This is a genomic window from Paenibacillus sp. BR1-192 (assembly GCF_029542445.1).
Classification (GTDB): Bacteria; Bacillota; Bacilli; order Paenibacillales; family Paenibacillaceae; genus Paenibacillus_AQ; species Paenibacillus_AQ lautus_A.
Window position 1 is genome coordinate 6,000,085 of record NZ_CP120718.1, and the last position, 21,383, is coordinate 6,021,467.

The window sequence follows — 21,383 nt, forward strand, 5'->3', positions numbered from 1 at the left end:
ACGTGTCCACTCACCGTCCACGATCTCCTCATGCCGGCCGGGTCATGAAGAGAATGGACTTCCCGATGACGGAGGAACGCCGTAAGAGAGTCCTATCTGCATTCTTGGCATTCGATCCGGATCGATCAAATCATCCGACCTGCAGACGTTCCCTCTTCCGCTCCCGGGCGAGATTCGAAGCTTGCTGCCGCTGCGTTGCACCAAAACCGCAGCTCTCTGTAGACAGCTCCCTTCTACTGCTCCCGTTCATCGCGTTTATACGATATGCTGTTATGCAAAAGCTTCCTGATATCCGGCTCCCTTTACCGGGTATCTTTAACTCTTTAAGCGCTTCTTCGTTGTTATACGCCTTCTGCCTGATCCGAGTTCCCGCTGCCTCACCATGCAAAAAAGCCTGCCATCTCTTATGCAAGAGACGACAGGCTATCCTATCGCGGTACCACTCTTGTTGACTCTAAATCCTAGGTCATTGCAAACCCGGACCTTAAAGCCCCCTCCATCGCCAAATCACAAAGGATTTGTGCGCAGCCGTTCTCACGGAGGCCATCCCGTAGCAAGGTCAAGCTCCGCAATGTCATCTCTGCCTTAGAGGCATTTCATTGCGCGAGGTTCCCCTGCTCCGCTCCCAGGTGAGTTCAGGCTCCTGTCGTCTGCGTTGCACCGTCCCGCAGCTCTCTTCATCCAAGGTTCACCTTACTGGTCCTGTTCTTTGCGTTTCAACATTCTGGAATTTGATCATGATTATACGTTCTGGACAGAGACGTGTCAAGAAGCTTTAGCTTAATGTTCAGCCCAAAATTCCAGCGACATTTGCGGATCAGCCTTCATATCCAGCGGCGTAAAGCTCTCCCGCTTCCATTTCAAATGCGCCGCGGCCGCAATCATCGCTCCGTTATCGGTGCAATATTGAAATGGCGGGATCGTCTGCGGGATTCCTTCCTGCCCGCACCGCTCGGACAATGCTTGACGAAGTCCGCGATTGGCGGCTACGCCCCCGCACAGCAGCAGCTGTTTGGCATCGTATGCTTTGACCGCGCGAACCGCCTTCTCCACAAGCACCTCCACGACGGATTCCTGAAAGCCCCGGGCTATCGCTTCCGTCCGAACGTCCTCTCCACGCATTTTGCTCTGATTGACGACATTTAATACAGCCGATTTCAAACCGCTGAAGCTAAAGTCATAAGAATCCGGCTCCAGCCATACGCGGGGAAGATCCACGACTTCCTCGGCTTCCAAGGCCATTCGGTCGACATGTGGGCCTCCCGGATACGGGAATCCAAGCGCCCTTGCCACCTTGTCGTACGCTTCGCCAACCGCGTCATCCCGCGTCCTGCCGATTAACTCAAAGCTGCCCTCGTCTTTCATGTAGACCAGCTCGGTATGGCCGCCTGAAACAACCAGCGCCATGCAAGGATAGGCGATGTCGCCCACAAAGCGGTTTGCGTAAATATGACCCGCAATATGATGCGTGCCGATCAGCGGCTTGCCCAGCGCAAAGGCCAGGCTTTTGGCCGCCATGACGCCCACGAGAAGCGCTCCGACCAAACCGGGACCCTGCGTGACGGCGATCGCCGACAAATCCTTCATTTCGATCCCGGCCTCGGCTACGGCCTGCTCAATAATTAACGTAATGCTCTCCACATGCTTACGGGAGGCCACCTCGGGCACCACCCCGCCGAATGCTTTATGCGTTTCAATCTGGCTGGCAATGACGCTGGACAATACCTCGCAGCCATCCTTTACGACGGCAACCGAGGTTTCATCGCAGCTCGTTTCTATCGCCAAAATGCAGCTGTGCTGCCGGTCTATTTTTTCATCCTTCATGATAGCCTTTGACTTCCTTCCTCGCCATCGTCCTCCCGATAAGGGGGCAGATCTGCCCACATGATGAGTGCGTCTTCCTGGTTATCGGAATAATACCCCTTCCGGACACCGGCTGGTTTAAACCCTTTTTTGATATATAAACGCTGGGCAACGTGATTGGACACCCGGACCTCGAGCGTCATTTTCTCCATCCCCATATAGGCAGCGGTCTTCATCAGTTCGGTCAGCAGCCGATCGCCCCACTTGCGTCCGCGATACTGCTCCAGCAGGGCAATATTCGTGACGTGCGCTTCATCCACGATTGTCCACATGCCGGCATACCCTACGGTTCGGCCTTCGTATTCCATAATCATATAACGCGCAAAATGATTCAGTTTCAGCTCATTATGAAAAGCTTCCTCGGTCCAGGGCACGGTAAACGCTTCGCGCTCCACCTTGAGAACCTCCGGTATATCCTCCAGGGTCATCAGCCGGAAGGACAAACCTTCTTCACCGTCCGCCGGCTTCTTCTGCTCGTCCATTACGAATCCTACGCTCCCTTCACCGCTTGCGCAGCAGGTTCGCTTCCGCTTCGGAAAGCTGTGTATAATTGGGCACCAAGGTATGCACATCATCCGCTTCCCCGGCGAGTAATCTGGCTGCTCCCAGATACCCCATCCAGCGGCCCTCCAGCGAGTACGGATGAATCCGGAGCCTGTCTCCAAACCACGGCTCCAGACCTCGAGCGGCCTCCGCATGAAGCTCCACTTCCCCGATAAACCATATGCAGACCGGGCGCTCCCCTTCAGGCAGCTTGCCGATTCGTTCCTCTATGGCTTCCACCCAGGACTGCATCAGGCGGATGCCGTCCGTCTCCATACGTACCGGCGCTTCCGCTTGGCGTTTTGAATCGGCAGCGAATAATGCCGTATACACTTGTCCCCGTCTGGCATCCAGCAGCGGAACGACCCAGTGGACTCCCATTTCTGCCGCCGTCTCGCTCCATCCGGATTTCAAGCCCCCCCATGCCAAAGCATGCAGGCTGGATACCCCGACGACCGGAAGCTGATTGGCCCATGCCAATGTTTTGGCTGCGGTCACCGCTATGCGGATGCCCGTATAGGAACCCGGTCCCACTCCTACGGCAATGCCGTCTACCTGGTCCATGCCGATGCCGGCTTCCGCCAGCGCCTGCTCCATCACGGGGTGCAGGTGCACCGAGTGGTTGCGGTCCGCATTCGTGTTAACCTCCGACAGCAGCTTGTCCTGCTCCATCACGGATACCGCCAGCGAAGCCGTCGACGTATCCAGCGCCAAAAACCGCTGCTGCGGCTTTTTGTCATTGTTGTTCATTCGTGCTACCCCATTTTTCATTCAAATCCCGGCACCACTCGCCATAAGGCCCGCCCTGGCTTGAAAGTGTGATGATCCGGTTCGTTTCGCCCGTCGTTTCTAGCTGGATATGAAGATACTGCTCAGGCATAAGCTCGGTGATCAGGCTGCTCCATTCCACGAGACAAACCCCGTCACCATAAAAATATTCGTCCAGCCCAAGCTCATCCGCCTCATCGACCGACAAACGGTATACATCCATATGGTAGAGCGGCAGACGCCCCTCATATTCTTTAATAATGGTAAACGTCGGACTATTCACAACCCCGTTCACCCCAAGGTGCCGTGCAAATTGTTGGGAGAATGCCGTTTTTCCTGCTCCAAGATCCCCGTCCAGACCGATGACGGTCCCCGGCTCCGCTCTCGCGGCCAGCCAAGCAGCAAGCTGCTCCGTCTCCTCCAGACTGCTTGAAGTCATTCGAAACCGGCCCTCCGTACGGCCATTATTCACTGATAACCCACCCTTTATTTAGTTTGCCCATATCTCAAAATACTTGATCTTCATTATATCGGTCCTCCCAATCCGCTGCAAGAACATGCGTTTTTCTGGATTGGCAGAGATGAAAAAAGAAAGGGTTACACGAATTTCAAACACTGACACGATGCAGTCAAAGTTCAAGCACTATAGTAAAACCAGCACCCGGAGGAACCATGATAAAAAACCATAGGAGGATGACAATGAACGGAACAAATCAACCGAATGTAATCTCTTTTTCAGAAACGACCATAACTCCCTTTCGCATTCAAATTCCGGAGGCGGACCTGATGGATCTAAAGGAACGTTTGGGCCGTACCCGCTGGCCTGATGATCTGGAGGATAACCAATGGGATTATGGCATGCCGCTTCCTTACTTGAAGAAGCTGTCCGCCTATTGGAAGGATTCGTACGATTGGCGTAAATATGAAACCATGTTGAATCAATTCCCACAATTTACGACCACGATCGATGGACAAAACATTCACTTCCTGCATGTTCGCTCACCTGAACCCGATGCGCTGCCTCTAATCGTTACCCATGGCTGGCCGGGATCGGTCGTGGAGTTTATGCATATGCTTGAACCGCTCACCAACCCAAGCAAGTACGGCGGAAATCCGTCCGACGCTTTCCATCTCGTTATTCCCTCCCTCCCGGGTTTCGGCTTCTCCGGGCACACAAAGGAACGGGGATGGAATATCGAGCGCGTGGCAAAAGCATGGGATGAACTTATGCTTCGACTAGGGTATGAACGTTATGGAGCTCAAGGAGGGGATACGGGATGTATGGTTTCAGCTGAGCTTGGCCGGATTGCCGCAGAGCGTATCGTTGGCGTTCATTGCAATGGTTTGTCGGTGTTTCCGAGCGGCGATCCGGCTGAAACCGAGAACCTCACCGCTGCAGAGCAGCTGCGCTATGATGAATTAGCCGGAGGCGGCTTTGACGGGTCCGGCTATGCCATTTTGCAAGCGACCAGACCCCAGACACTATCCTACAGCTTAACGGATTCCCCGGTTGGGCAGCTAGCATGGATTGTAGAGAAGTTTAAGGAGTGGACCGATCCAACCGCAGGTCTTCCTGAAGAGGCGGTAGACCTTGATCTCCTTCTTACGAATGTCTCGATCTACTGGCTGACGGCAACAGCAGGCTCATCTGCAAGAATCTATAAAGAAAGCGCCGGCAATTGGGGAGCGCCGGCACCGTATTCCTCGGTACCTACCGGCGTCGCGGTTTTCCCTAAGGACCTCTCGATCCGCAGTATGGTCAAGCGCCAATACAACATCGTGCACTGGTCGGAGTTCGACCGGGGCGGCCATTTCGCCGCATTAGAAGCTCCTGATCTGCTGATGGATGATATCCAATTATTTTTCAGAGGGCTGCGTTAACGGCAAATTATACGCAAACCAAACACACCTTATCCGGTTTCCGACAGTACGGAACCCCGAACAAGGTGTGTTTTCATGCCATTGCCATTTCAAGCTTCTGCAAGGAAGCTAAGCCCCTTTAATCAGGCTATTCGCCTTCCTTCAGCCGGTCCACATTCACCGTCAGCGTGTTGGTCGGACGGGAACCAACCTGAACGGTAGCCATCCCGTTCTGCGGATCGATCTGCTCGATCCAGACTGGCTCCCCTTCCAGGTTCACCTTGTAAGTATCCTTGGAGTTAAAAATCTCCACGGCGCGCTGCATCTCCATACGTTATGATCCTCCTTCTTCCGGTTCTCTTGGCGATTCGTCCACGACCTCCATCGTGTCGGTGGTGGATGAGCCGATCAGTCCGTTATCCATCGTGACATTGCCTCCGCCAAGGCCTTCGTTAATCATCCGGTCAATATCGAACATGGTAGATTCCCGAGAGATCTCGCTCTCCTCCGAGGTCAGGCTGTTCCAATCCACCATGTCGCCGTTCACCGGTTCGGATGCGGAATGGTCCGAGGCTCTGTCCTTCTGTATCTCTTCCGACGTTTCGGTTTCTCTAGACTCCATCATGAGAAGATTACCTCCTTTTACAGGCAGCGTTCATCGTCAATATGCCACAAACAGGTTCTAATTATGCAATCCTGAGCTATAACTCATACTAGAGTCTTTTTTTGGGCACACTAATAGAGGTAGTTCAAAAATTTATAGTCGTCGTTTATTGCGTTTACTACACGGTCATACCCAAAACATATTAGAACTTGATAGGAGGTTTCATAGAATGCATACGGTTTGGAAGGGCGCGATCAGCTTTGGTCTGGTGCACGTGCCGGTGAAGATGTTCTCGGCTACGGAAGACAAGGATATTTCGATGCGGTACATTCACAAGGAGTGCGGCAGCCCGCTCTCCTACATCCGCAAATGTCCGGTATGTGAAGAGGAGGTTGCCTGGGAGGAGATTACGAAGGGCTATGAGTACGAGAAGGGGAAATTCGTGTTGTTCGAAAAAGAAGAGCTGGAGCAGCTCGCCGAAGCGAACAGCAAAAACATCACCATTCTGGACTTTGTCGATCTGACCGAGATCGATCCGATCTACTTCCAGAAGACCTACTATCTCTCGCCGGATCAAGCAGGTGCAAATGCATACCGGCTGCTGCTGGAAGCGATGAAGCAGTCCGGCAAAATCGGCATCGCCAAAATTGCCATTCGCTCCAAGAGCAGTTTGGCTGCGATTCGCGTGCTGGATGAATGCCTGTCGATCGAGACGATTTTCTACCCGGATGAAATCCGACCGATTTCGCAGGTCCCGAATTTGCCTGAGCGAACCGAGGTCAACGCCAAAGAGCTGGATATGGCCAAACTGCTGATTGACCAGTTGTCGACTCCCTTTGACCCTGAAAAATATACGGATGATTATCGCGAACGCCTGCTGGACCTGATCAACAGCAAAGTGTCCGGCGAAGAGATCAAGATTGCCCCTGCCCGTCAGGAGACCAACGTTGTGGATCTGATGGCGGCCCTTCAGGCCAGCATCGAGGCCGTTAAGCCGATCGGAACGGACCCGGGCACCAAGCCGAAGCCGCGTAAAACGACCCGGAAGACCGCTGCCAAAGAGCCTGCAGCCAAGGTCAGCGGCGGGGAAGCTGACGCGGATGCACCGAAGCCGAAACGCCGGACGACCAAATCCAAGAAATCCGATTCTCCATCCTAAAGCCGCATGGGACAGTTGCAAAATTTGCTGCCGAAAGAGCCGATGGCTCCGATCTCGACGGATCAGATTACGACGGGCGAAGATTGGGGTTATCAGCTGAAATGGGATGGCGTACGCATTCTGGCCGGGCTTGACCAGAACCGCGTATCCCTGTATTCCCGCAAGCTGCTCGACAAAACATCCCTGTACCCCGAAGTCGTTCAGGCATTATCCGTCCTGCAGGATCGGCGTCTTCTCCTGGATGGCGAGGTCGTGTATTTTCATCCGGAGCTTGGCCGCCCCGTCTTTCAGAAGGTTCTTCAGCGGGAGCGTTCACGTACGGTCAGTACGAGCGCTCCTCTGTTTACTTATGTGCTGTTCGATATCTTGGTGGATGGCGACGAGGACTTGCGCAAGCTGCCTTATCTGGAACGTCATCATCGTCTCAAGGAGACGGTTTCCGACATTCCGGGCCTGCTGACCGCCGATCTGTTTCTTGAAGGCGAACCGTTATGGGACTGGGCGGAACAGCGCGGTTGGGAGGGCATTGTCATGAAGCGCCTCTCCTCGCCATACCGTGAGGGCAAAAAGCATCGGGATTGGTACAAAAAGAAAATTGCCGTGAACATGGCAGCCTCCGCCGTCGCCATGATCATCAGGGAAGGTCGCGTAGCCAGCCTCGTCATCGCAGACGACGATGGGAACTACATCGGCCGGGCTTCCCTGGGGCTCAATGAGCAAACGAAGAAGAAACTGCTGCAATATGCCGAAAGCCATCGTGCTGACGCGGTATGGAGAACGCTCCATACCGACCTGAAGAAAGAACAGCTGGCCTGGCTTAGCCAGCCTTTATCAGTCCAGGTCACATTTCTCGAGTGGAGCCAGGATGGCATGATGCGCCATCCCAAACTCGTATCGATTGAGGGGGTGTAAACCATATGGCTCGTACCGTTAAAGGCACCCTGACGATCGAGGGGCAAGAGATTCAAATTACGAATCCCGACAAACCGCTGTGGCCGGAGGTCGGCATTACCAAGGCAATGTATTTGCAAAAGCTTGCGGCCATCTCGCCTTTCTTGCTCCGGTACTGCCGGGGCAGGCTGCTCACGACCATCCGGTATCCGCACGGAGCCCAAGGCGAATCCTTCTACCAGAAAAATGCACCCGAGCCGCTGCCGCCCTTTGTTCAGACTTATGTGCACGAAAATATTAACTACGTGCTGCTCAACGGGCTGCCTGAGCTGCTCTGGCTGGGGAATCTGGCTGCGCTTGAGTTTCACCCTTCCCTGCATCTGGCAGGCAGCCATCTGCCCTGCGAATGGATGATCGATTTGGATCCCACGCTCCCGGAGGAGCCCCGGATTATGGAGGCGACGGCTATTGTAGGGGACGTGCTGAGCTCCCTGGGCCTGTCCTCCGTCCCGAAAACCTCGGGAGCGACCGGAGTGCAGATCATCGTTCCGATTCCGGAAGGCGTAACGTTCGATGAACTTCGAACGGTTGGCCAATTCGTGGGCCAATACGTGACGGAGAAGTTCCCGAAGCTGTTCACCATCGAGCGGCTGAAGAAGAACCGCGGCGATAAAATCTACTTCGATTATCTTCAGCACTACAGCGGGAGGACGCTCGCCGCTCCTTATACCCCTCGGGCCCGGCGGCTCGGGACCGTCTCCACGCCGCTCACGTGGGACGAAGTCCGCCAGGACGTTTCTCCCACGGAGTTTCACCTGCTGAACATCGAAGAACGGCTGAGGGAAAAGGGCGACCTGCTGCAGACCCTGCCGCCCCAACCGATCGAGAATGTCATCCGGCATCTGAAGCCAAAGGGTAAGGCAGCGTCAAAAAGGAAAGGATAGCTGCTCAACAGCGGGAGTAAGCTCCTCTCCGGAAACCGGGGCCGCCGGTTGAGGAAGCTTCCTTGGACGTACAGGAGCAGCCCATTCCCTCGCAGGGTGATCGTTGGCCCCTTCATCCGATGTATCGTTCTCCGAGGCTGCAACCGGTCCGGACCGGTTGACGGCAGCAGGTGCCCTCATGGTCAATCCGCTCAGCCCATATTCGTTCAACAGCCTGGACGCCATCGACTTGAAGGAACGAACGTAATGCTCTTCCGCATAAGCGCCTTGCCCATATAACTCGCGGTAGGATTGAACCACCTCCGGGAAGTGGTGTTTCAGCGTTTCGAGGTACCATTTCTTCACGTCGCGCGACAGTCTCAGCAAGGAGATCATCGCAAAGGAAACGCCTCTTTCCTTGGCCTGGGACAAGAGCTCCTTCAGTTCCGGCTCCTCGTCCGTCAAAAAGGGCAGCACAGGCGCCACAAACAAGCCTGTTCTAATGCCAGCAGCCGATAATCTGTGAATCGCATCAAGCCTGGCCTCCGGATGAGGCGATGCCGGCTCCAGCTTCCGGATGACGTCCCCGCTCAGCGTGTTGAGACTCATGTTGACGGACACGTTCTCCATCCGGGTCAAGATATCCAAATCCCTCAATACGAGCGGAGAACGCGTCGTAATGCTGGTAGAAATGCGGTATTTAGCGAGCAGCTTCAGACATTCCCGCGTAAGGGTCTCCTTGCCCTCGATCGGCTGGTACGGGTCGGTTGCCGTTCCGATCGTCACCTGTCCGATCGATCTCCGCATCGCTTCAATGTCATAGTTAAACTTCCTCACCGCGCTCGACAACTGCTTCTCCAACGCTTCAGCCGCATTCGACTTCATAAAAATGTGGTGCTGGAACTCGTCTTCCGCTCCCATCCCGATAAACGATTGAAATGCGCGGGCGTAGCAAAAGCTGCAGCCATGTCCGCAACCTCGATACGGATTGATGGACCAGTCGAAGGGCATCCGCTCTTCCTTCACTCGGTTTAATGTTTGCTTGGTGGTTATGCGTTCATATTGCGTACGAGCCATTCCGCTTCCTCCTCCCTGGACCTGCCATGCTCTATGTCATTATTCTTTATTTTAACAAACATATGTTCTTATTATAAGTGGGTTTTACTGGATTTACAAACCATGATTCCATGAACGCTTCATGAGAATCGGATTGAAATCGGTCCAATTACTCATTATAATCAATATATATCAAGTGATATATATTGATCGTTCTACATATGTATAACCTAAGGAGCTGTAGACATCATGGCACCAAAAACGAAGTTTACCAAACAAGATATCGTGCTAGCCGCATTCGACATTGCCAAAACGGATGGCATCGAGTCCATTACGATCCGAAAAGTAGCCGAACGTCTCGGCAGCTCCATCGCGCCGATCTATGTCAATTTCAACGACGTCCAGGAACTGCTTCAGCAGGTCGTCGAAAGAGCCTTCCATGTGGCCAGAGGAATGATCATGGAGCAGCAATCCGGACAGCCGTTCCGGGATATCGGCATGGCAAGTCTCCGCTTTGCCAAGGAATATCCCGTGCTTTATCGGGACCTCATGATGAAGGACAATCCCCATATGAAGAATACGCCGGAACAACTGGGCGAAGTTATCGGATTGATGAGGCAGGATCAGGAGCTCGGCGGATTTTCGGATCAGGAGCTGCAATCTATTTTATTGAACATGCAGGTGTTTCAGACAGGTCTCTGCGTCATGGTGGCAAACGATCTGTTCACGAAGAACGTGGATGACGAGCAGATGATGAATATGATGGACGAAGCCGCTGAAGCGTTCATACGTGCTGCGCATGCCCGGAAACATGAGGGAAACGGAATCTAAACTGAAGGAAAGAAAAATTACGATTCATGGGAGGTAGAACGGCAATGGGAACAATCCTGAAGCAAGCGGTTCTGGATGCATGTGTGACTCAAATCGCCAATAAAAGAAATGTGTTTAGCACAGTGATGTGCGTCGAGGACCAGGAGCGGTCATTGTCCATAGTCGGCAGCGGAGGTGATATGCAGCCTGACGACCGCTATTTCATTGCCAGCGTGACCAAGTTGTACGTGACTGCCGTACTCTTGAAATTACGCGCCGAGCGGCGGCTGGAGCTCCATGATCCCATTGGCAAGCACCTGCCCGAAGAGATTATGACCGGGCTCCACAGGTTTAAGAACCGGGATTACGGCGAAGAAATCACCGTTCAGCATTTGATGTCCAATACGTCCGGCATCCCGGACTATTTCTCGGAAACCGTCTTCTCGAATCTGATCGCCGGGAAGGATCGAGCTTGGAGCCTGGACCAAGTCCTGGCCGCGGCCAAAAGGAAAACGCCTAAATTCAAACCGGGACAGCAGAAAAAAGCCCAATATTCCGACACCAACTATCGGCTGCTTGGCCAAATCATCGAGAATATCAAGGGCGAATCCATTCAGGCCGTATTCCAGGAATACATCTTCGACAAGCTCAAGCTGACGCAAACCTATTTTTATCATGACCCGGAGGATGCGTCCCCCGTTCCGTTCCATTACAAGCAGAAGCGACTGGACCTTCCCTTGTATATGGCATCAGTCGGTGCGGAGGGCGGGATCGTCTCCACGGCAAGGGAAACGATGACGTTTTTGCGATCCTTTTTTAACGGGGATTTGTTTCCGCTGGGTGATTTGGGGGAGCTCCAGAGGCAGTGGAACTTCCTGTTTGCTCCCGGCCCCTTCTTCTATGGCATCGGCATTTCAAGACAGCCGCTATCTCCCTTCAGTCTGGGACGCGGACTCATCGGCCACTGGGGCCAATCCGGGGCATTTGCCTTCCATCACCCGGAGTCGGGCCTCTATTTCACCGGAACCGTGAACCAGGCCGTCGGTCAAACCGCCGCCGTGCAGGCCATGTCGCGAATCATTCGTCATTATGTGCGCGAGAAGAAGGCGCTGCGCCTGCAAGCCGATACTCTTTAAACAAAAAATGGCTCCGCCCGCGCTAACTCTCGCACCGGGTGGAGCCTGAAATGATTGTATTAATGGATTGCCTTTTTCTTAAAGCGGCCGCCCTTCACATCATGGATGTTGCCGACGGCTACGAAGGCCTGGGAGTCCCAGTCTTCCACAATGGATTTGAGCTTTGCTTCTTCCAGGCGAGTGATAACCACAAAGATAACCTTCTTGCTGTCTCCGGAATAAGCGCCCTCGCCTTCGAGGTAGGTTACGCCGCGTCCCAAACGCTGGGTCAGCGCATCACCGATCTCCTTATGCTTATCACTGATAATCCAAACCGATTTGGATTGATCAATGCCTTCAATGGTAATATCGATCAATTTAAACGCAAGGTAATACGCAATCAGCGAGTACATGGCATGGTCCCAGCCGAAAATGAAACCTGCGCTGCCTAGAATGAATACGTTGATGAACATCACGATTTCGCCGACGGAGAACGGCGTTCTCTTGTTGATCAGAATGGCCACGATTTCCGTGCCGTCCAAGGAACCGCCGGACCGGATAACAAGGCCGACCCCGATTCCGAGAAGCACGCCGCCGAACACGGCCGCAAGCAGCGGATCGATCGTGATCGGATCGACGGGATGCAGGAAATAAGTGCCGACGGACATGACCAATACGGCGAACAGCGTGGATAATGCGAAGGTTTTTCCGATCTGTTTATATCCCATAAACAAAAACGGAAGGTTGAACAAAGTCAGGAATACACCCAGCGGAATATCGGTGATATGGGAAACCATAATCGAGATTCCGGTAATCCCTCCGTCAATAATCTTGTTCGGCACCAGAAAGATTTCCAGCCCTACTGCCATCAAAATCGCGCCGAAAGTTAAGAACACCAGACGGCGGAGAAGCTTCAAGGTCGCTGAGCCTGCCTTGGGATTCTCCGGCTTCTGCTGCTCCGCTTTCACTTGCGCCAGAATCTTCACATCACTTGACATAAATCTCCCCCGTTCAACTTTATGAAACCAAGCTAATATATATTTATAAGTGGATCCTATATAAATATTCTATCATATAAATAAAAGCGGGACATAGATTTTTCGCAGTTTATCCTGCTTTTTACTCGGATTTCCGTCATTCTCACATCTCATGTAAAATATTACTTTTACAACAATGGCGACAGCATCCTGCACATAATTTCGGCCGCTTTCTGCCATCTTCCGCGCTGACGGAACACCTCCGCATCAATAAGCCTGCTATGTTGCAGATCTTCCTTAAAATCCGAAACCAACCGCTCAATAGGCAGCCGATCGAACAGCACGGCCGTCAGCTCGAAGTTACAGAAGAAACTCCGCATATCCATATTCGCCGTACCGACCGAACCGAGAAGCTCGTCCACAATGAGCACCTTGGCATGGATGAACCCTTTTTCATACTCGTAGAACTTGACTCCCGCTGCCAGCAGCTCTTCCACGTAGGACAAGCTTGCCATCTTGACGAGGCGGGAATCGGCGTGATCCGGAATAATGATCCGTACGTCCACGCCGCTCACCGCTGCCGTCTTCAGGGCTTCATAAATACCTTCATCGGGAATGAAATACGGCGTGGTGATCCATATCCGTTCTTTGGCCACGGAAATCGCCCCGAAGCACATTTCCTGAATGGCATTCCAGTTCAGATCCGGTCCGCTGCTCAATATCTGCACTTGCTCCTCCCCGGTGCATTGATGCTCCGGAAACAGCCCGAAATCCGCAATGCGTTCTCCGGACGCAAGCTTCCAATCGTGCAGAAACACATTTTGCAGAAAATATACCGCATCCCCCTTTACTTCCAGATGCGTGTCGCGCCAGTAGCCCATATTCGGATATTCGCCAAGATAGTCGTCCCCGACGTTAATGCCGCCCAGAAAACCGATCGTGCCGTCCACGACGACAATTTTGCGGTGGTTCCGGTAATTGATTCTGCGGCTGAACATCGAGACCATTGCGGGCAGGAAGAAATAGAACTCCACTCCCGATTCTTTGAAGCGTTGAATGAATGTTTTCTTGAGTTTATAACTGCCCAGCCCGTCACAAACCAGGCGCACCTTGACGCCTTCCTGCGCTTTTCGAATCATGACGTCCTGAAACTTCGTGCCGATCCGGTCATGGCGAAAGATGTAAAACTCCACGTGAATGTGATCCTTGGCCTCCTCCATGGCGTTCAGCATGGCCTCATACGTCTCTTCCCCATCGGTCAACACCCGGCTTTGATTACAGCCCGTGATGGGACTCTCCGACAAGTGATTGAGCAGATTGAACAAACGGTCATTATGATGAAAGCCGGGATTGTTCATATCTCCTTTTCTTCGGACGACCGCCGCCCGATCCCACAAATGCGCCCTGATTTCCTGAAACAAACGGGAACCCCGCTTGCGAATCTTCAATCGCTTCTGGTAATCCTGCGCCACAAAGAAATAGAGTACAAACCCGATAAAGGGGAGGCAAAATAAAATAAACAGCCATGCCACGGCCTTGGACGGATTTCGAAACTCAAGCAGCAGCACCGCAACCATCTGCAAAATAAAAGTAATAAGTGCAACCAGAAGCCACACCATATCGGCAGCCTCCTCACGATGAATAATATATTGAGCAGCCCTTTGTCAAAACGTTTGAAATGAAAGACAAGCAATTAACTACACTACATCATTGACCAATTCCATATGTATTTATTCAATTACCCAATGCGGCGCCATACTGAATAAGTTCTCTTATCTAATAATTTTTGACATGTTCTTCGAAAGAATAGAATACATACTAGATAAGGAGTTGGCCAAGTCTAGCGGGTGCCCTTGTAAACCATAAATAATGCATGGAAGGGAGATGCCATGAAAACCGCACACCGTAAACAACGCTTAACCTTGCTGGTGCTTCGGGATGCCCAGCATTCAGTCAAACAGGTCCATCTGTCCAAACCTTTGATGATAGCGGTGCCCGCGGCCGCTATTTTGTCCATCGCCGGACTGATCGTTTCCCTCCAGATCCAGTCGGCTCAGACCATCTCGGGGCTGGAGCAGCAGCTGACGCTGAAAAGCCTGGAAGCCTTAAAGATGGAAGTGACGGTCACCGATAAGGATGAAGCCATCGAACGCCTAAATAAAGCCATCATTCAGCTATCGGGTGAAGCAGAGCAAACAAAGGTCCAGATGGAGCGCGTTCAGCAGCTGGAGCAGGAGCTTCAGCAGTTTATTGAGAAGCACGGCAGCCTGTCCGGCCAGACCTCCTCCATCGCTGACGAGGATAAGCAGCATGTCGGCGGTGAATTCATTGCCGTTCATGAGAATGAAATGTTAAACCTCGCCAGGGAGACCCAGGATGATTTCGAGAACATGCAGCAGCTGATTTCACGCATGGAGCAGCATATTCCGCGTACGCTGGATCAGGCCCAGGAAACCCAGGAAAGGCGTGAGGGCACGCCTTCATTATGGCCGACCACCTCCAAGCGGCTCACCTCGAATTTTGGTTATCGTAGCGATCCTTTTACCGGCCGCTCGGCCTATCATGCCGGCATCGATATTGCCGGGAAAACCGGCGATCCTATCTATGCCGCAGGTGCCGGCGAGGTGACGGCAGCGGAACGCAGCGGAGCGCGGGGGCTGTATATCGTCATCAGGCATCCGAATGGTCTGGAGACGTGGTACATGCATCTGGACAGCCTGGACGTGTCGGCAGGCGATCATGTCGAGCAGGGCGAAACGATTGGCAAGCTGGGCTCCTCCGGGCGAAGCACGGGCCCTCACCTTCATTTCCAGGTCGTCAAAAACAATCAGACGATTGACCCTTTGCCTTATCTGCAATAAGCACACCATCCATTTTCGAATAGGAGGCATGACAGATGAAGAAGAAAAACAAGAAAAAACGGGCTTCAGAGCGGACCGATACGCTGATCGGGCCAGGAAGCGAAGTGGAGGGCGTCCTGCAATGCGAGGATGACCTGAGGATCGACGGCCGCTTTAACGGCTCCATCGAAAGCCAAGGCTGCGTCACCATAGGCGAAGCCGCGATTGCCCGCTCCAATATTTCCGCTCGGGAAGTCATCGTGGCCGGCAAGGTCTATGGGGACGTGACGGCGGAAAATAAACTGACGATTACGACAACGGGGCAAATGTACGGGGATGTTCACGCAGCTTCCCTTATCGTTATGGAGGGCGGGCTTCTTCACGGGGCAAGCCGGATGGACCAGCAGACCTCTTCTCAGGAAGCCTCGGAATCGACTAACACCACACTGCCCCTTCAGCGTCCGGAAGCAGGTTAAGCCGGCGTATGGACGACCACCCGAATTCGAACACGATATCCGCTTCGGCCGGATCCTACAGCCGACACAATCAAAGAGCCCCTTCTCATCCATGTGACCCACACGGCGGAAGGAGCTCTTTTCTCATCGTTATGAATTATGCTGCTACGTCTCTCTTGGTGAAGGCCAGCCACGAGACCAGCATGAACAGTAAGCAATAGACGGCCAAAATCGCTACGGAAAAGCCCAGCCCCACGCCTCCCGGCCCGACAGACGAGCTGATGTACCCGCTCAGATCGGTGTGAAGAAAGAGCAAATACTTCGCCCATACAAACCGCTCCGGGTTAAAGATAAAACCGAAGATATCCTTGGTGAACAGGACCAGCAGCGATAATCCAATCGCAAGGCCGCCTGAACGGAATACCGTGGAGAGCATAAATGCAATCAGCGAAATGACAAACACCTGGATCGTATCCGTCAGCAGGAGCAAGAGGGAATTGCTCATGGGCGATCCATCAAATCCGTCCGAGAATCCGGCATTGCCGGAGAACAGCAGCATCGAGACAGCGATGCCCACCACCATGGTGACTCCCGCACAGAGCAGCCCGAACAGACACAAGGCGGCGAATTTGGATAACAGAATCTTCCCCCGGCTCCACGGCCGGATCAGCAGCAATTTGATGGTGCCCCCGCTAAATTCCCCGGCCACGATATCCGCGGCGATGACAACCGTGAAGATCGCGCTGAGGTATATGGTGAAACTCTCCGTCCAAGTGAACACGGTCCAGACATCCATCGGCGCATCCGTCAAGTACAGCATGACAGGCATGGCCGCATTAAATAAGACAAGTATGCCCAGCATGACCCATGTCCGCACGCGGTAGTAAATTTTCATATTCTCATTGGCAACAAGACGGGTAAAGTTATTCAACAAGAGATCCCCCTCCCGTCATTTCCAAAAATTGATCCTCCAGCGACCGGGTAACCGGCTGTATGGCATATACGCGTATGCCCGCTTCGACCAATGCCGCATTGATGTCCGCAATCATATCCCGGTTACCGCGAACAAGGACGCGATGCTCCCGGGCTGTCGCCTGGTAGTCCTGGAGGAGCGCTGCGGCGGCATCCGCGTCGCTGACGGTAAATGCCGTCTCTTCAAACATCCGCTCTCCCCCGTCCGTGCGAAGCTGCCGAATATCGACCAGCTTGCCGTGACGGATGATGCCGACGGTATCGCACATCAGCTCCATTTCCGACAGCAGATGGCTGGATACGAATACGGTGGTCCCTTCCTCCTGCGTCAATCGCCGCAAATAATCACGCAGCTCCCGAATGCCCTGCGGGTCCAAGCCGTTCGTAGGCTCGTCCAGGATCAGAAGTTTGGGCCGGTGCAGCAGCGCCTGTGCCACTCCGAGCCGTTGGCGCATCCCCAGCGAATAGGTCTGCACCTTCTCATGGATCCGGTTCCCGAGCCCGACGAGTTCCACCACTTCGTCGATACGCTCCTTCGTAATCCCCTGCATCATGCGTGCAAAATGCTTTAAATTATTGTAACCGGATAGAAACTTGTACATTTCCGGATTCTCGACGATCGCCCCGATCTGGGCAGCAGCCTGCTCATAATTTTTCCGAATGCTGTATCCCCCGATGGTTATATCCCCTTGGGTAATGGACATCAGCCCGACCATCATGCGGATGGTTGTCGTCTTGCCTGCCCCGTTCGGCCCAAGGAATCCGAAGATTTGTCCAGGTGCGATATCAAAGGTCACATCATCTACCAGAACCTTCGACGATATTTTTTTCGTAACCCCGAGCAGTCTTACCAGCGGTTCCTCCTTCATGTGAATTCTCCTTTGCCCCTGTATCGTCCCAATCTCCACAATTATACAATACTTGAGCAAAGGACAACATTGTTTACGCTCATGACCCCTTAGCCGTTTTAATACAGCCGATTACTTGTGTTGCACCAACAAAGCCAATCGACATTCCTTACAGATACCTGCCGGAACATTATGTTTATAGAATCCGGTTTTGTACAAGCTGTGACTTTGTGTAATGGGAAGCATCCGACAACAACTGACGCAATACATCATCACTTCTTTCATCCCGTCATCTCCTCTTTCGGGATTGATGCGTTTATTCTATGCTTGGGTGATACAAAATGTATCCACTCAAAAATTCTATATAAATTGCTACTCTTTGTCAAACGTAAAATAAATTGAACAATGACAGACAGAAATACAATACATAAGACACGATAAGATACATATTTTTCTAAATTTTTAACAAATGCTACAATATGTATTGACGATCTGTGAAATTTAAGATACATTTTGTATCATGCGAACTATTTCATTTACAACGTTTTCTCTAATTAACGGAACTTTTAGAGAGGTGAGTATGGATGTCATATGGATCTCGCATTGCAAAATTGCGGGAGCAGAAAGGTTGGACTCAAGAAGAGTTATCAGAGCTTATTGGTATCAGTCGCGCTTCGTTATCTCATTATGAAAAAGATCGAAGAGAACCAAATCTGGAAACGCTAACAAGATTGGCCGACGTATTTCAAACCACGATAGATCAAATCATTGGAAGATAGCCTGTTTTCCCCAATTCCAAATCATGATCATAACCCTACACTGCGTGAATAGGTTCTTCACGAACACAAAAACCCCCTTAATTGTAAAAGGGGGTTTTTGTGTTAGAAGTCACTCCATATACGCTCTTAAAGTGGAGGTTATGTCTACTCTTTCTTTTTCATCGACAATATAATACCAAATTCCATTGATTTTTTGTCCATGACCAGCGATTTCTACTTGCTCTACGTTTTTCAGTTTTTGACGGTACTCTGTAACAAACACCTTCATCTCTTCAAATGAAATATCCGTTCTGACACTGTTCCCAATGTTATCTAGAAGCGATTCCAATTTAAAGACTGTCGTAACCCTCAGCAGCTTATGTAAGATCCCCTTCAGGACCTCTCTTTGCCTAGTATTCCTCCCTAAGTCGCCCTTAGGATCTTCAAACCGCATGCGCGAAAATGCCAATGCTTCGTCACCATTTAAGTCCAATATTCCCTGATCAAAGTTATAACCTGCATATTCGAACCGCATATTGTTGTTGACGGTGACGCCACCCAAAGAATCCACAATGCTGGAGAAACCTTCCATGTCTACTTTAATGTAGTAATCGATAGGAAACTGCAAAAAGTTCTCAACGCTGCTGACGGACATCTCCACGCCTCCAAAGGCATAGGCATGGTTGATTTTATCCACCGTTCCACGTCCTACAATATCGGTACGCGTATCACGTGGAATATTAAAAAGCAGTACTGATCCCTTTTGGGGATTTACTGCCATTAATATCATGACATCGGATCGACCCCGATCATAGGGCCTTTGGTCTACGCCCAAAACCAGTACAGTAAACGGATCGGCTTCATTTATATTTTTGTTATTATCTCCAACCTGAATGGTCTTCCGGTCTTGCACAAAAGTTGGAAGCACCGGCGAGGGTTTCCGTTCTTCATAGATCTGATCTGCTGTCGACTTAATGGATTGATACGTATACAGTAGATAAGCTGAAGGCAACAGTATAAGAAAAGCCAGCAGCCACAAGATCCATTTCCTTTTCATTTTCATCCAGTGATGTCCTCCATTGCATAGACCTTATACTGTCCCGTTAAAGAACAGCCATGTTATGAGTAAACTATCAACCATCCCAACTTGAAATATGAGCAACGTTCTTTCAGGCAACGCCTTCGAAATGCAAATACGTCGTTGAACCGATTTGGATTAGTGAATAAGGTATAGAGAAAGGAAATGAGTAGAATTACATATCGAGGATGTAGGATGATCACACTGAACTAAACATACAGCTACAGAAAACACATTAATAAACCAGATCAGTAATTTATTAATGAAGACTCATGAATAGACGGAGAATACCAACTTACTTTTTAACATATCCCGCATCATGCACACGGATTTAAGGTAAAAGAACTAATGACCAAGCAACATAAATATAGTAGAATATCAATAAACCATTATAATGATTTTGGTGATTACCTGTTCGCTGCAGGTAATCTATTATTTATTGATTCAGTTATAGAGACTAATCTTATTAGAGTCGTTATGACCGAACATCATTCGATTCAGCATGCCTACGATCCGGGTCTTTTTATCGCCATCCGTATAAAATTCAGTATGATACAGTTGGCGCCCATAAAAGAGTCCCCTTGATTCAATTCGGCCCGAAAGCAGAATATGGTCTACATTATCATCGATTTCATAACCCAATACCACATTGGAATGAATCGGTATTTCCCATGGACAGAGGAATACAAGGCCACTGGGCAGCAGTTCTAGCGGCGTAACGGAATGACTTTTACCGTGAATGATTAATTCCCCGATCTTCATGACTCTTATACTTACCGTGATTTGGTGTTGCCGTTCCTGTAACATCTGAGGTAACCCATCCGCTCCTTATTATAATTTTATGGTATGGGACATTTCAGCCCTGGATAAAATGATACTAACTGTACCCAAACCTTTACATTCGAGATACATTATGTATCTTGTTACTGTTTATAATACGATACAGAATGTATCTAGTCAATAAAAACCGGTCTTTTTATATGTATTATAAATCAACGATTTCCACTTACAGATCTATCCAACTAGCTTCTATAGATACATAGCTATTCGAAAGGGGGATCATGCGTGAACTACGGAGAACGAATATCAGAATTACGTGAACAGCATGGATGGACTCAGGAAGAACTCGCTACCTCTGTCGGTATTACACGTGCTGCACTATCCCATTATGAAAAAAATCGGCGCAAGCCCGATTTCGAGACATTAACCCGCCTAGCAGATCTATTTGACGTTTCCATAGATTATTTAATCGGGAGAACAACACAAGAAAAAACGGTGCTGGATGCCGAGGTTCGATCGTTTGTTGACGGACTTGAATTATCCGACGAGGATTTATTGGAACGCTTTAACCTAACGGTGGACGGTCGAAAGCTAACCGAAGATGAGGCTAAACGATTTATTGCATTTGTTCGCATGGAACGGTCCATGAAATAACGTTTTTTCACCCATAACTATAAAATCCCCGCCGTGTAGGATGCCTTCATCACTACATGCCGGGGATTTTTTTGTCGCTATGAAATCGTAACTAATCTTCTCGTAATTCCTCCATTTGCAGCCATTTATCAGGATGGATTCCCAATTGAGTCATGAGCTTATTGATGTCGATGTTCGTCTTCTGCTGGTCAAGCCGCTGCTCGGTGCTTCCGGAGCCTCTCTCCTTGTCCACACTCATTTCCACAACTACCTCGCTTATCTATAGTTTCCTCTCCATCCCAGCTGCTTTTTACACGTTGTAATTACCTTTTTAACATCAAAACTTCTAAACAACTTACTTACCAATATTATAACCAAGGAATCCACATGATGCTGTCGTCTTATGGAACCATTGTCCTATGCTTCCGGTTCTAATTTTGTCGAATTTTC

The 21,383-nt window shown here is 50.9% G+C and carries 22 protein-coding genes, 1 pseudogene and 1 other annotated feature (1 of these 24 running past the window's edge); of the genes and pseudogenes, 10 read left to right on the forward strand and 13 right to left on the reverse strand.

All coding sequences use genetic code 11. From position 1 onward, the window contains the following. Positions 1 to 259: a binding site (T-box leader), on the reverse strand (it extends 80 nt beyond the left edge of the window). A 521-nt stretch (positions 260 to 780) separates the two neighbouring features. From tsaD to tsaE, 4 genes are read right to left on the reverse strand one after another with little or no spacing between them, the layout of a single operon-like run. After that, on the reverse strand, positions 781 to 1,824 hold the full coding sequence (gene tsaD / locus P0X86_RS27455) for a tRNA (adenosine(37)-N6)-threonylcarbamoyltransferase complex transferase subunit TsaD (RefSeq protein ID WP_277746986.1): 1,044 nt from the start codon (positions 1,822 to 1,824) through the stop codon (positions 781 to 783). After that, the gene (gene rimI, locus P0X86_RS27460; protein ID WP_096776542.1) at positions 1,821 to 2,345 is read right to left on the reverse strand and encodes a ribosomal protein S18-alanine N-acetyltransferase; all 525 of its coding nucleotides are present in this window, start codon (positions 2,343 to 2,345) and stop codon (positions 1,821 to 1,823) included. Before rimI ends, tsaD begins: the two co-directional genes overlap by 4 nt. Before the next feature lie 19 nt (positions 2,346 to 2,364). Next, positions 2,365 to 3,156, reverse strand: a complete 792-nt coding sequence (gene tsaB, locus P0X86_RS27465) for a tRNA (adenosine(37)-N6)-threonylcarbamoyltransferase complex dimerization subunit type 1 TsaB (protein ID WP_277746987.1) — start codon at positions 3,154 to 3,156, stop codon at positions 2,365 to 2,367. Then, complete coding sequence (gene tsaE, locus P0X86_RS27470; RefSeq protein WP_277749097.1) at positions 3,143 to 3,613, reverse strand: tRNA (adenosine(37)-N6)-threonylcarbamoyltransferase complex ATPase subunit type 1 TsaE; 471 nt, start codon at positions 3,611 to 3,613, stop codon at positions 3,143 to 3,145. The genes tsaB and tsaE overlap by 14 nt, the downstream gene beginning before the upstream one ends. Before the next feature lie 260 nt (positions 3,614 to 3,873). On the opposite strand from tsaE, the gene P0X86_RS27475 reads away from it, so the two are divergent. Beyond that, a complete protein-coding gene (locus tag P0X86_RS27475; RefSeq protein ID WP_277746988.1) occupies positions 3,874 to 5,055 on the forward strand; it encodes an epoxide hydrolase family protein in 1,182 nt (393 codons plus the stop codon). A 127-nt stretch (positions 5,056 to 5,182) separates the two neighbouring features. On the opposite strand, the gene P0X86_RS27480 is transcribed toward P0X86_RS27475, so the two are convergent. After that, positions 5,183 to 5,365 carry an H-type small acid-soluble spore protein gene (locus tag P0X86_RS27480; RefSeq protein WP_015737296.1) on the reverse strand — a complete coding sequence of 61 codons (183 nt, stop codon included), beginning with the start codon at positions 5,363 to 5,365 and terminating at the stop codon, positions 5,183 to 5,185. Positions 5,366 to 5,368: 3 nt separating this feature from the next. Continuing rightward, on the reverse strand, positions 5,369 to 5,659 hold the full coding sequence (locus P0X86_RS27485; protein WP_213579701.1) for a hypothetical protein: 291 nt from the start codon (positions 5,657 to 5,659) through the stop codon (positions 5,369 to 5,371). Positions 5,660 to 5,867: 208 nt separating this feature from the next. On the opposite strand from P0X86_RS27485, the gene ku reads away from it, so the two are divergent. The 3 genes from ku to ligD are packed head-to-tail and all read left to right on the forward strand — an operon-like array spanning position 5,868 to position 8,632. Then, positions 5,868 to 6,797 (forward strand): non-homologous end joining protein Ku, encoded by a 930-nt coding sequence (ku, locus tag P0X86_RS27490; RefSeq protein ID WP_036665180.1) that lies wholly within the window; start codon positions 5,868 to 5,870, stop codon positions 6,795 to 6,797. A gap of 6 nt (positions 6,798 to 6,803) precedes the next feature. Then, entirely contained in the window at positions 6,804 to 7,709 is a 906-nt protein-coding gene (locus tag P0X86_RS27495) for an ATP-dependent DNA ligase (RefSeq protein ID WP_192570665.1), read from the forward strand. 5 nt (positions 7,710 to 7,714) lie between these two features. After that, the gene (gene ligD, locus P0X86_RS27500) at positions 7,715 to 8,632 is read left to right on the forward strand and encodes a non-homologous end-joining DNA ligase (RefSeq protein WP_015737300.1); all 918 of its coding nucleotides are present in this window, start codon (positions 7,715 to 7,717) and stop codon (positions 8,630 to 8,632) included. On the opposite strand, the gene P0X86_RS27505 is transcribed toward ligD, so the two are convergent. After that, positions 8,615 to 9,688: an SPL family radical SAM protein gene (locus P0X86_RS27505; RefSeq protein WP_277746989.1), complete on the reverse strand. Its 1,074-nt coding sequence runs from the start codon at positions 9,686 to 9,688 to the stop codon at positions 8,615 to 8,617. The genes ligD and P0X86_RS27505 overlap by 18 nt on opposite strands. A 228-nt stretch (positions 9,689 to 9,916) precedes the next feature. Here P0X86_RS27505 and P0X86_RS27510 point away from each other — a divergent pair, with 228 nt between their 5' ends. Together P0X86_RS27510 and P0X86_RS27515 are read left to right on the forward strand one after the other, a co-directional pair. Then, entirely contained in the window at positions 9,917 to 10,498 is a 582-nt protein-coding gene (locus P0X86_RS27510) for a TetR/AcrR family transcriptional regulator (protein WP_277746990.1), read from the forward strand. Positions 10,499 to 10,542: 44 nt separating this feature from the next. Continuing rightward, on the forward strand, positions 10,543 to 11,613 hold the full coding sequence (locus P0X86_RS27515; protein ID WP_277746991.1) for a serine hydrolase domain-containing protein: 1,071 nt from the start codon (positions 10,543 to 10,545) through the stop codon (positions 11,611 to 11,613). Between the two features lie 59 nt (positions 11,614 to 11,672). Here P0X86_RS27515 and P0X86_RS27520 read toward each other — a convergent pair whose 3' ends face one another. Together P0X86_RS27520 and cls are read right to left on the reverse strand one after the other, a co-directional pair. Beyond that, the gene (locus P0X86_RS27520; RefSeq protein ID WP_015737304.1) at positions 11,673 to 12,590 is read right to left on the reverse strand and encodes a YitT family protein; all 918 of its coding nucleotides are present in this window, start codon (positions 12,588 to 12,590) and stop codon (positions 11,673 to 11,675) included. A gap of 167 nt (positions 12,591 to 12,757) precedes the next feature. Next, positions 12,758 to 14,188 carry a cardiolipin synthase gene (cls, locus tag P0X86_RS27525; RefSeq protein WP_015737305.1) on the reverse strand — a complete coding sequence of 477 codons (1,431 nt, stop codon included), beginning with the start codon at positions 14,186 to 14,188 and terminating at the stop codon, positions 12,758 to 12,760. 270 nt (positions 14,189 to 14,458) lie between these two features. On the opposite strand from cls, the gene P0X86_RS27530 reads away from it, so the two are divergent. Next, a complete protein-coding gene (locus P0X86_RS27530) occupies positions 14,459 to 15,430 on the forward strand; it encodes a M23 family metallopeptidase (RefSeq protein WP_009590895.1) in 972 nt (323 codons plus the stop codon). Between the two features lie 35 nt (positions 15,431 to 15,465). Then, entirely contained in the window at positions 15,466 to 15,885 is a 420-nt protein-coding gene (locus tag P0X86_RS27535) for a bactofilin family protein (protein WP_036665172.1), read from the forward strand. Between the two features lie 136 nt (positions 15,886 to 16,021). Here the strand turns inward: P0X86_RS27535 and P0X86_RS27540 are convergent, their stop codons facing one another. Next, the gene (locus tag P0X86_RS27540; RefSeq protein ID WP_277746992.1) at positions 16,022 to 16,795 is read right to left on the reverse strand and encodes an ABC transporter permease; all 774 of its coding nucleotides are present in this window, start codon (positions 16,793 to 16,795) and stop codon (positions 16,022 to 16,024) included. Beyond that, positions 16,788 to 17,705, reverse strand: coding sequence for an ABC transporter ATP-binding protein (locus tag P0X86_RS27545; RefSeq protein ID WP_277746993.1), 918 nt, complete (start codon positions 17,703 to 17,705; stop codon positions 16,788 to 16,790). Before P0X86_RS27545 ends, P0X86_RS27540 begins: the two co-directional genes overlap by 8 nt. A 563-nt stretch (positions 17,706 to 18,268) precedes the next feature. Here P0X86_RS27545 and P0X86_RS27550 point away from each other — a divergent pair. Further along, positions 18,269 to 18,460 (forward strand): annotated as a pseudogene (locus tag P0X86_RS27550) (helix-turn-helix domain-containing protein); the annotation flags it as partial. Positions 18,461 to 18,572: 112 nt separating this feature from the next. Here the strand turns inward: P0X86_RS27550 and P0X86_RS27555 are convergent. Beyond that, the gene (locus tag P0X86_RS27555) at positions 18,573 to 19,505 is read right to left on the reverse strand and encodes an LCP family glycopolymer transferase (protein WP_277746994.1); all 933 of its coding nucleotides are present in this window, start codon (positions 19,503 to 19,505) and stop codon (positions 18,573 to 18,575) included. Between the two features lie 1,080 nt (positions 19,506 to 20,585). Here P0X86_RS27555 and P0X86_RS27560 point away from each other — a divergent pair. Then, entirely contained in the window at positions 20,586 to 20,954 is a 369-nt protein-coding gene (locus P0X86_RS27560; protein WP_145040635.1) for a helix-turn-helix domain-containing protein, read from the forward strand. Positions 20,955 to 21,045: 91 nt separating this feature from the next. Here P0X86_RS27560 and P0X86_RS27565 read toward each other — a convergent pair whose 3' ends face one another. Further along, positions 21,046 to 21,192 (reverse strand): hypothetical protein, encoded by a 147-nt coding sequence (locus P0X86_RS27565; protein ID WP_162939086.1) that lies wholly within the window; start codon positions 21,190 to 21,192, stop codon positions 21,046 to 21,048. Positions 21,193 to 21,383: the final 191 nt, after the last annotated feature.